The sequence below is a fragment of the Actinomyces sp. MRS3W genome (assembly GCF_032465695.1).
GTDB lineage: Bacteria > Actinomycetota > Actinomycetes > Actinomycetales > Actinomycetaceae > Actinomyces.
The window spans coordinates 1-10,828 of sequence record NZ_JAWDJJ010000250.1; the positions used below are offsets into that span (position 1 = coordinate 1).

General features: G+C 68.5%; 6 protein-coding genes and 2 pseudogenes. 6 read left to right on the plus strand and 2 right to left on the minus strand.

The features are described 5' to 3' along the window. Positions 1–19: 19 nt before the first annotated feature. The 5 genes and pseudogenes from RWX45_RS09585 to RWX45_RS09605 all read left to right on the plus strand — a co-directional run. Positions 20–2,788: pseudogene (locus RWX45_RS09585) on the plus strand (glycoside hydrolase family 2 TIM barrel-domain containing protein); the annotation flags it as partial. Further along, positions 2,788–4,215, plus strand: a complete 1,428-nt coding sequence (locus RWX45_RS09590) for an MFS transporter (protein ID WP_316023504.1) — start codon at positions 2,788–2,790, stop codon at positions 4,213–4,215. The pseudogene RWX45_RS09585 and the gene RWX45_RS09590, both read left to right, overlap by 1 nt. Before the next feature lie 222 nt (positions 4,216–4,437). Then, positions 4,438–5,169 carry a hypothetical protein gene (locus RWX45_RS09595; protein WP_316023505.1) on the plus strand — a complete coding sequence of 244 codons (732 nt, stop codon included), beginning with the start codon at positions 4,438–4,440 and terminating at the stop codon, positions 5,167–5,169. A gap of 259 nt (positions 5,170–5,428) precedes the next feature. Further along, positions 5,429–6,328, plus strand: a complete 900-nt coding sequence (locus tag RWX45_RS09600; RefSeq protein ID WP_316023506.1) for a fructose bisphosphate aldolase — start codon at positions 5,429–5,431, stop codon at positions 6,326–6,328. Positions 6,329–6,354: 26 nt separating this feature from the next. Then, positions 6,355–7,293, plus strand: a complete 939-nt coding sequence (locus tag RWX45_RS09605; RefSeq protein WP_316023507.1) for a fructosamine kinase family protein — start codon at positions 6,355–6,357, stop codon at positions 7,291–7,293. 108 nt (positions 7,294–7,401) lie between these two features. On the opposite strand, the gene RWX45_RS09610 is transcribed toward RWX45_RS09605, so the two are convergent. Further along, positions 7,402–8,274 carry a DUF5926 family protein gene (locus RWX45_RS09610; protein WP_316023508.1) on the minus strand — a complete coding sequence of 291 codons (873 nt, stop codon included), beginning with the start codon at positions 8,272–8,274 and terminating at the stop codon, positions 7,402–7,404. Positions 8,275–8,321: 47 nt separating this feature from the next. Then, complete coding sequence (locus RWX45_RS09615) at positions 8,322–9,959, minus strand: DUF5129 domain-containing protein (protein WP_316023509.1); 1,638 nt, start codon at positions 9,957–9,959, stop codon at positions 8,322–8,324. A 569-nt stretch (positions 9,960–10,528) separates the two neighbouring features. Here RWX45_RS09615 and RWX45_RS09620 point away from each other — a divergent pair. Beyond that, a pseudogene (locus RWX45_RS09620) lies at positions 10,529–10,828 on the plus strand (hypothetical protein); the annotation flags it as partial.

A 10,828-nucleotide genomic window follows, 5' to 3' on the forward strand; every position in this document is an offset into this window, starting at 1 on the left:
AGATGTGTAATAAGAGACAGCCTATCTGCTCGACTTCGAGCACACCGCCCCGGCCGCCGCCCCCTGCACCCACCTCGTCTTCGAAGGTGTCGACTCCTGCTTCTACGTGTGGCTCAACGGCCACTATGTCGGCTACAGCCAGGTCTCCCACGCCACCAGCGAGTTCGACATCACCGACTACCTCACCTCCGGCACGAACCGCCTGGCGGTACTCGTACTCAAGTGGTGCGACGGCACCTATCTGGAGGACCAGGACAAGTTCCGCACCTCCGGCATCTTCCGCGACGTCTACCTGGTGGACCGTCCCCGCGACTGCCTGTTCGACTACGCCATCACCACCGCCCTGGGGCCCGACGCCGCCCACGTCACCGTCCGCGGCAACTTCCGCGGGGCGGCGGTCGACACCCGTCTGGAGCTGCTCGACGCCGACGGCGAGAGCGTGGCATCCGGCCGGCTGGAGCCGATCGCGGATCCACCGGGCGACTGCCCCTACACCCACAGCGCCGAGCTGCGGGTGGCCGATCCGCACCTGTGGTGCGCGGAGGACCCGTACCTGTACACGCTGCACCTCATCTGCCCCAACGAGGCCATGACCGACCGGGTGGGCCTGCGCGAGGTCAGCACCGTCGGCGCCGTCCTACACGTCAACGGCAGCCCCGTCACCCTGCGCGGCGTTAACCGCCACGAATCGGATCCCGTCACCGGCCCCGTCGTCGACGTCGACCACATGCTGCGCGACCTGCAGCTCATGCAGCGCCACAACATCAATGCCATCCGCACCGCCCACTACCCCAACGACCCGCGCTTCTACCAGCTGTGCGACCAGTACGGCTTCTTCGTCATGTCCGAGGCCGACGTCGAGAGCCACGGCACCCAGAGCCGGATCCTGGCCGACCCCTCCTGGGAGAGCCAGGTGGAGCACTGGAACGAGCCCATCGCGGACAACCCCGACTGGGAGGAGGCCACCCTCGACCGGGTCCTGGCGTGCGTGGAGCGGGAGAAGAACCGTCCCTGCGTCATCTCCTGGTCGGTGGGCAACGAGTGCGGCTACGGGCGCACCTTCGAGGCGGCCCTCGCCTGGGTCAAACGCACCGACCCCACCCGCGTCACCCACTACGAGAGCGCCTTCTACCGCGACTCCAAGCGCACCTACGACTACTCCGACATCGACCTGTACGGCCGGATGTACCCCGCCCTCAAGGAAGTCCACGACTACTTGGACTCCGACCCGGACAAGCCCTTCCTGCTGGTGGAGTACTGCCACTCCATGGGCAACAGCCCGGGCGACCTGGAGGAGTACTGGGAGCTCATCCTGTCCGAGCCGCGCATGTGCGGCGGATTCGTGTGGGAGTGGTGCGACCACGCCGTCCGGGCCGGCTCGGCAGGCGACCGCCCCGTCTACCTGTACGGCGGTGACAGCGGGGAAGTACTCCACGACGGCAACTTCTGCGTAGACGGTCTGGTCACCCCCGACCGTCAGCCCCACCCGGGCCTGCTGGAACTGAAGAATGTCCAGCGCCCCGCGCGTGTAGTCGCCTTCGACGCCGAGGCCGGCACGCTCACTGTGCGCAACGACCTGGACGCCACCGACCTCGCCGACTACGCCGAAGTCACCTATGCGGTCCGGCGCGACGGCGTCGTCGTCGAAGGCGGCCCTGTGGAGCTGCCCGACTCGGTGCCGCCGCACACCAGTGTCACCGTCCCCTGCCCCGTGCAGGTGCCCGAGGACGGCCGCTGCCACCTGCTCATCAGCTACCACCTCAAGGTCGACCGGCCGCTGGTGGAGCGCGGCGCCGAGCTCGGCTTCGACGAGGTGCCCCTGGCCAACGCCGACCCCCGCCACCAGGGGGTGGCGGCCCTGGTCCGCTCCGGCACCGATTCCCGAGACACCCTCACGACGACGGCGGAGGACACCCGCCTGGTCGTTTCCGGTGAGTCCTTCAACTACGAGTTCGACACCCGCACCGGGCTGCCCAGCCAGCTCGTCGTGGCCGGCACGAGTCTGCTCACCCGCCCCATGGAGATCAATACCTGGCGGGCGCCCACCGACAACGACCGCGATGTGCGGCAGGACTGGGAGCGCGCCCAGTACCACCGCACTCGCACCCGCGCCTATCGCGTGACCCATGACCGGCGCGAGGACGCCGTCGTCATCCACGTCAATCTCTCCGTCGCCGCACCCGCGGTCCAGCCCGCGCTGCGGGCGGAGGGTGCCTGGACGATCAGGCCCTCCGGTCTCATGGAGCTGGAAGCGCGCATCATGCCCGACCCGGCCTTCCCACCGCTGCCGCGGCTCGGGCTGCGTCTGTTCCTGCCTCCGTCGCTGACCCAGGTTCGCTATCACGGGCTCGGCCCGCAGGAGAGTTACGTCGACAAGCGCCGGGCCAGCTACCACGACGACTTCCGCACCGACGTCGACGCCCTGTACGTGCCCTACCTGCGCCCGCAGGAGAACGGCAGCCACGCCGACTGCGACTACGTCACCGTCTGGGACGAGACCGCACAGATCACCGCAGCCGGTTCACAGCCCTTCTCCTTCAACGCCTCCCGCTACACCCAGGAGGAACTCACCACCGCCCGCCACGATGTCGAGCTGCGCCAGTCCGACAGCACCGTCCTGTGCCTGGACCGCGCCATGGCGGGGATCGGTTCGGCCAGTTGCGGGCCACAGCTGCGGGACATCTACCGGGTGGATCCGCACGACATGACCATTCACCTCTATCTCTTCCCATCCACCACCCGTCGCGCCGAGGTGCTCGCGGGTACGACTAACAGTGAGGTCAACTGATGAGTGAGAAGAAGTACCTCAAGTGGTACAACAAGGTCGGGTACGGCTCTGGCGACGTCGCCGGGAACGTGGTGTACGCGCTCCTGTCCGCGTTCGTCATGATCTACCTGACCGACACCGCCGGCCTCAACCCCGGCATCATCGGCACACTCATGATGCTGTCGAAATTCTTCGACGGCTTCTCCGACATCATCTTCGGCACGCTCCTAGACCGCACCCGCACCCGCATGGGTAAGGCCCGCCCCTGGATGCTGTGGGCCTTCGTCGGCTGCGTGATCACGCTCATCGCGGTCTTCGCCATTCCGCCCAGTATGGGCGATACCGCGAAGTACGCCTGGTTCTTCATCGCCTACACGCTGCTCAACTCCGTGTTCTACACGGCCAACAACATCGCCTACTCCTCACTGACCGCGCTCATCACCAAGAACAGCTCCGAACGCGTGCAGATGGGGTCGATCCGCTTCATGTTCGCCTTCGGCACGAGCCTGCTCATCCAGACCTTCACCGTGAAGGGCGTGGAGCTGCTAGGCGGCGGGGCCGAGGGCTGGCGCACCATCGCGATCATCTACGCGCTCATCGGCCTGGCCGTCAACACGCTGTCGGTGATGTCGGTGCGGGAGCTATCCCCCGAGGAGCTGGCCGAGCGCTCCGAGGACGAATCCGAGGAGGAGAAGGCCGCGGCTGCGGCCGCCGCCGCGGACAAGCTGCCCTTCAAGGAATCCTTCAAGCTGCTGGTGTCGAACAAGTACTACCTCATCATCCTGGTGGTCTTCCTACTGACCCAGATCTTCACCGCCACGCTCAACATGGGCATCTACTTCATGACCTACATCCTGGGCGACGCGAACCTGCTGGGCGTGTTCGCCTGGGCGATCAACATCCCGCTCATCGTCGGCCTGCTGGTCACCCCCTGGGTGGTGTCCCGCTTCGGGGGCATGTACCACGTCAACATCGTCGGCTACATCATCGCCGTGGCCGGCCGACTGGGCGTGGTGGCCGCCGCTTACGCCGGAAACCTGCCCCTCATGCTGGTGTTCTCCGGTATCGCCTCCATCGGTATGAGCCCGCTGCAGGGCACCGTCAACGCCCTCATCGCCGAGGCGTCGGAGCACACCTTCCTGCGCTCGGGCAAGCGCATTGACGGGCTCATGTTCTCCTGCACGTCGCTGGGCGTGAAGATCGGTGGCGGTCTGGGCACAGCCCTGGCGGGCTGGCTGCTGGCCATGAGCGGTTATGTGGCCAATGCGCCGGTCCAGCCGGCCTCCGCGATCAACATGCTGTACTTCATGTACCTGTGGATCCCGGCGATCGTCAACGGAATCATTCTCTTCCTGCTGTCCCGGCTCGACGTCGAGAAGGCGAATAACCGCCTGCGCGCCGAGGACGAGCTCGAGCAGCCCGTCGCGGTGGAGTCGGCACAGCAGTAGCCGTCGTCGGGCGGCCCCAAGCGCAGCCGCCCATGTCGATTCACGACCCCGGGGTACGTTTCACGACCACCCCGGGGTCGTGTTTCGTACCCCAAGGTCGTGTATCGCGCGAGACGCTCCCCGTTCCGGAGCCACACGCCCCCAAACCCATCGGCAACGGGCTGTCCCCGACACGCGGCGCGCCTCGTCACAAGGGCGAGGCGGGAACATAACATTTAAGACATGATCGCCCCGGCGCTGTCACAGCAGCACGACCTCGAATTGCGCTTCCTCGCCGCGTCGACGCGGGATCTGCTACTCACCGGGGTGCGGGTGGTGCGCAACGGGGGACTGTCCGCGGCGAACCGGGACTCGGTGACCACCAGTCTCGCTGTCGGTCTCGGACGCCTGTACGAGCTGGCTCTGGGGCTGGGCGACCTCACCCGGTACGGTCGCTGGACAGCGCCGTACCCCGACGCTGCGGACGGTGACCGCGCCGATCTCATGACCATGCACGATGCAGTCTTCGACTTCCTCAGCCTGGCCCCACACGGACAGACCGCCGAGCGGCTACTGAGCCGAGTCACCACCGACCCGGTCGTGCCCAGACTCATCACGGCACTGAACGCCTACTGGGACTGTGAACAGGTCGGCCCAGCCGGCGCACGGAGCGTCACGCGCGCGTGGACAGGTGTGGAGGACGCCTGCGAGCAAGACCCGGCGGACTACGAACTGAGCCTCCTGGGCGGCCCGGGCGGCGAGCCCGCCGAGTACTTGGCGTGGCGGCGTTCGGTGCGGACCTCCCGGAACGCGTTCCGGGACGGTAGTAGCCAGCGGTTGTCCAGCACGGTGGAGGCGATCTGGTTCGCACTGGGCGTCTGCGGGCGCGACGGGGCCTTCGGGCAGCCCGGGGAGGTCTTCGCCGCCGAGGTTCTACCCCCAGTCCCTGCACGTCTCACGTCCGCAGCGGCCTGACTCCGAGCGTGAAGCGCGCTCGGCGCTGACGTCGAGGCCGCCCGGAGCCCGCCAGACACCGTCGGCCCGAGCGCTTGTCTCAGCCTCCGCCCCGCGCGCCTCGCAGAACACCGGTCGGCCCGGGCAACGGGTGCGCCTCATCGACCTCTTTTTATGAGAACAATTCTCGCATATAATTTGTATGCCCGAGCTGGCCCAGCCGCCAACGCCGCGACACCGTCGTCCCGAGCACTCGCACAATCCAGCCAGGAGGCACCCCATGCCCACCAACCAGCGCAGTCAACAGATGGACAGAATCCGGCACGGTTCCGGTTTCATCGCCGCCCTCGACCAGTCCGGCGGGTCCACACCGCGGGCGCTCAAGGCCTACGGCATTGAGCCGGATGCGTGGAGCAGCGAGGAGGAGATGTTCGACCTCGTCCACGCCATGCGCACCCGCGTCATGACCAGCCCGGCCTTCACCTCCGAGCGCATCCTCGCCACCATCCTGTTCGAACGCACCCTCGACTCCGAGGTGGATGGCCGCCCCACCGCCGACTACCTGTGGGAGGTCAAGGGCATCGTCCCCTTCCTCAAGGTGGACAAGGGCCTGGAGGAGGAGGCTCATGGCGCTCGCGTTATGAAGCCGATCCCGGGGCTTGCGGACACTCTGGCCAAGGCGGTGGACAAGCATGCCTTCGGCACCAAGATGCGTTCGGTCATCCTGCACGCGGACACCCAGGGCGTCAACGCCGTCGTCGACCAGCAGTTCGAGATCGCGGGTCAGATCCTCGACGCCGGGCTCACCCCCATCATCGAGCCCGAGGTGGACATCCACGCTCCGGACAAGACCGGCATCGAGTTGCTGCTACTCGCCTCCCTCAACGCTCACCTCGACAACCTGCGCGAGGGCCGCGACGTCGTACTCAAGCTGACCATCCCTTCGGTCACCGACTTCTACTCCGGGCTCATGCACCACCCGCGCGTGGCTCGGGTGGCGGCCTTGTCCGGGGGCTACACGCGCGCGGAGGCCAACCGTCGGCTGGCCCGTAACCGCGGCCTCATCGCCAGCTTCTCCCGCGCCCTCCTGGAGGGCCTGGACGTGTCCCAGACCCAGGAGGAGTTCGACGCCGCGCTGGAGAACTCGATCGCCGAAGTCTACCGGGCCTCGACGACCTGATCGCGCCCACGTGAGATCCTGGGCGGGTGAACGTCTTCCGCTCCACGATCCGCAAGCAGGATGACCTTCCCGGCGCCACCCGCCTGGAGGCGCAGGGACTTGCCTGGCTCGCCCAGGCCATGGACGACGGCGGCGCCGCCGTCGTCCCGGCACGCGCCGGCGACGGTTGGCTCGAGGAGCCCCGGCTGACCGATACCCGCGTGACGGCCACCGCGGCCGAGGCCTTCGGGCGGGCGCTCGCCGTCACCCATGCGGCGCTTGCTCCCGCCTTCGGGGCGGCCCCGCCCGGGTGGGACGGGCGCACTCAAATGGGACGCAGCAACATCCGGCTGCGCCCGCATGCGGAGGAGACGGGGGTGCCGCGCCGCTGGGGCGAGTTCTACGCAGAGGACCGGATTGCCCCCTATATCGCCCCCGGGCGCGACGCCGGTACCCTGAGCGCCGCCGACGCCGCACTGCTGGAGCGGGTCTGCACCCGGCTGGCCGACGGCGACTTCGACTCTGATCAGCCGGAACTCACCCGCCGCGCCGCTGCCGAGCGCGGTGCCGCGGTTGCGGTGGCGCGCACGCACGGGGACCTGTGGACGGGCAATGTCATGTGGGTTCCCGCCGCGGAAGTCGCCACCTGGGCCCCCGCCGCGGCAACGGGCGGGGCGGCGGGCCGCGAGCGCCGCCCGGACCGGGGCACGAGCACCACGGTCCACGGTGGGAACGAGCCGGTCGGGGTGCTCATCGATCCGCTCGCCCAGGGTGCGCATGCGGAAACGGACCTGGCGGCGCTCGGCGTCTTCGGGCAGCCGTACCTGGAGCGGATCGTTGCCGCCTATAACGAGGTTTCCCCGCTGGCCGACGGCTGGCGTGAGCGCGTGGGCCTGCACCAGCTGCACATGCTCATGATCCACGTGTTCCTGTTCGGCGGCGGCTACGGTCCGCAGGCGGTGTCGGTCGCCCGCCGCTACGCCTGAGGCGGCGCTCGCCCCCGGCCCGCCGAGACCGGCACGTCATTAGTGCCGGTCTCGACACGTTACAAGTGCCGGTCTCGACACGTTATTAGTGCCGGTTTCGGCGTTTCTTTACAGGTTGACCTGGCGGGAGATGATGCCGGCCTTGGCGCGGCGGGCGGCGGCGTCGAGCGGGGCGTCGTCGGCGAGAGCGGTCTCGAGCCGCTGCGCCATGGCCTGCATGGGCGCCGTCAACTCCTCGGCCTCGGTTCCGGGCACGAGCTCCCACACGGGGATGGCCAGGCCGCAGGCGCGGAAGGCGCCGAGGAAGCGGGCGCCCTCCTCCAGGTCGGACTCACGGGCGGCGTGAATGCGTGCGAAGGCGTTGAAAAAGTCGTCCTCGTCCTCGCCGCGCACCCAGCGCACGAACTCCTTGCCATTCATGCGGCACCAGTAGGCGTGCTCGACGCCGGGCACGGCGGCGGTGGGGGCGATCTCACCCTTGGCGTCCTCCACCACCCTGCGGGCCTCGGAGTCCTCCGCCTGCTCGGGGGTGAGCCAGAAGTCGAAGGAGTCGCGTACGTCGATGACCGGGGTGAAGTCGGGGTCGAGGATGTCCTGCAGGCGGTCGCCGGGCTCGGGCAGGCCGCTGGGGGCCAGGCCAACACCGGGTTCGAGGTCGAGAGCGTCCAGCAGGGCGGCGGCCACGTCGCGGCTGGCGTCGCCCGAACGGACGGTGGTCTGCATGGCGACCAGCACCTCGCCGTCGGCGCGCTTGAGGGAGCGGGCCAGTTCCGGCAGCAGGGTGACCAGCCCGACGTCGTGGCCGCCGTGGTCGGCGTCGAGACGGACCGTCATGGAAGCGGCGGGGATGATCTGCATCATCGCCACGAGGTCGGCTTCCGCCGCCAGCCCTTCGAAGGGGCGGGCAACGAAGGGGATCTGCTGCTTCTTGGCGGCCTTTGGGGCGCCGTCGCGACGCCGCTGACGATTCTTCTTCGACATGCGCGCCAGCCTACCGGCTCAGATCGACAATGCGCGGCCCCGCGTTCTTAGAAGCGGGAGCTGGAGCCGGAGCCGCGGAAGCTCCCTCCCCCGCTGTGGTGACCGCCGCTGAAGTGGCTGGAGGAGCCGGACCCGGAGAAGCCGCCCCCGCTGGAAGAGGAGGGCGTGTAGGTGGCCGCCTTGCTGTAGCCGGTCACCAGGTTGGCCACCGGTCGCGAGAACCGCGGCACCGCTCCGGCGCTGGTGGAGCGCGCCCCCAGGGCACGCAGTCCCGGGGACTTGGAGTTGATGCGGATCGTGGCGGCGGGGTTGTAGTGCACACGTCCGCTGCGGGAGGACGAGGACCACCAGCCGCGGTAGTCGAGGTTATCGCTGCGGTACGCGCCCCGCGCATCGTCGTATTCGTAGCGGGTCAGCCGATCCCGACCCAGGCGTGAGGTATCCGCCTCCAGAGCGCGCCAAGCCAGGCTCTCGCAGCGGTGGCGCACGTCTGCGGCGATCGTGTCGAGTTCGTGGAGCGCCGCCGATGGCGTCAACTTCCGCAGAAACAGTTCTACCGTCATGGCCGCCAGCCGGTCACGGCGGTCCTGGATCCAGGCGCGGTCCGGTCCGACGTCGAAGCTCACGCCGGAAGCCCGCGTGCTGGTGGCGACGGTGGCGCACAACTTCGAGTAAGAGGCGAGGTCCTCATGCACGGGGCCCTGCTCGTTCTCCCACGCCTTCTCCCAACCGACCCCGCGGGTGAGGAAGGTGGAGGCGGCGGCGATGACGTCGTCGACCTGGTCGAGTTCCTTGGCGCTGGTCTCCATGGCCCGGGCGCTGCGCCGCAGGCCCCCGGCGAACCACTGAGCGGCGCGCGGGGAGCCGAAGTCGCGGAACTGCTCGACCAGCTTGAAATACCCGTTCTCGAACCACCGGAAGCGGGCGAGCACCTGGGCACCGTAGGCGTCGTCAGTAGGAATGGTGCCGGCACGAATCTGGGTCGCGTCATAGTCGGCGGTGATCCGCGTGAAGTGACGGCGGGCCCGCCTGTAGGACTCGCGGGCCTCGCGGCGGGACCAGAGCATCCACGTCAACAGGGCGCTGGCAGCGGCAATGCCCAGGATGGCCGCAAAGGCCGTCATCTCCGTGGAGACGATGGGCCGTCCCAGAGACTCGGCGGTGCGACGGGCCATAGCCTCCATGCCGTCGTTCCACCGCCAGGCGCGGAAGGAGTTCTTGGCGGCGTTCTGAATGTTCTCCTGGGTGTGGTAGTCGACCTTGACATCCTCGCCGAAGTAACAGCCGACCCAGCGGCCGTGCGGGGACACGGCAAGGATGACCAGGCCGTCGGCCCAGTGCCTGCCGTCGGTGGAGATCCATGAGGGCTGCTGGTCCAGGGCGTAGTCGAGGACCGCGTCATTGAAGACGGTGTCCGAGGTGGCATGGGGGTCGATGCCGTCGAGAGTGAGTACGGCCAGGCGGATGTCTTCGCGAAAGCCGATACCCTCCAGTACGGTCTGCAGTTCAGCATCGCCGAGGACGTCGGCCTCGTCGTGAATCTCAACCGCGGGCGTGCGGATAGCACCGAAGGGATCCAGGACGACGAGCGGCACGATCGCGCCGAGCACGACGACGAGCAAGGACTTGGCGACGAGGGCGGCGACGGCGCGCAGACCGCCCCAGCGGATGATCAAGTCGGACATGGGAACCTCCGGGTGCTGTTGCCGTCACGCTAACTGGGGGTATCAGCGGAGAACATGGGGAGGGCTGCCCGGTGCTTCCGGGCGACATGCCAAGCGGACATCGGCGGCCAGACTTCACCGAGTTTTCTCAGGTTCACCGGGGGTGAGCGTTCAGGTGGGGCGGGTTATATAGGCAGTGCCGCCGGACGGTGCGGGTCGCGAGGGTTGGGGAGCCCGACGACCGACCCACCACCGAGAGCCGCGAGGGTCCATGGGAGCCCACACGGAACGCTCCGGCGAAGGAGGCGAGGGCCCCCGGGAATGGGAACCCCGGGCCGGCTCCCCTCAACGCCAAAGGCCGGTGGGGCCGGGAGAGATAACCCGGCCCCACCGGCCACACGTTTATCGACCACAGGACGTATCCGGGTCACGTCACCGCCCGAAGGTCCGGGCCATGTGCGCAGCGTCCCCGGCCGAGCACCGTCGTCGCGCACCAAGAGGTACGCCCATCGCACCATTGCCCCCACCCCGCCTGGGGTATAGCGTCGTCGGCGTCTGGACAAGGAAGTCTTGAGCCGAAGGAGCCCATCGTGAGCAGCGACGCCCATTCCCCCGCGCAGCCCGCGAGCGCACCGCGCTACCCGCGCCATCCGCTCGCACCCGAGCCCACTCGCGCCTACGACGCTCCCATGCCCGACCAGCGGCCGAGCCCGCCGCCCGACGGGCCGGTGCGCTTCGCCGTCATCGGCGCCGGTTGGCGCGCCCGCTTCTTCCTGCGCCTGGCCGCCATGGCCCCCGACCGCCTGGAATGCGTCGGCGCCATGGTCCGGCATCCGGAAGCGCGCCAGGCCCTCGCCGACGAGTTCGCCATCCCCGTGACCGACTCGATC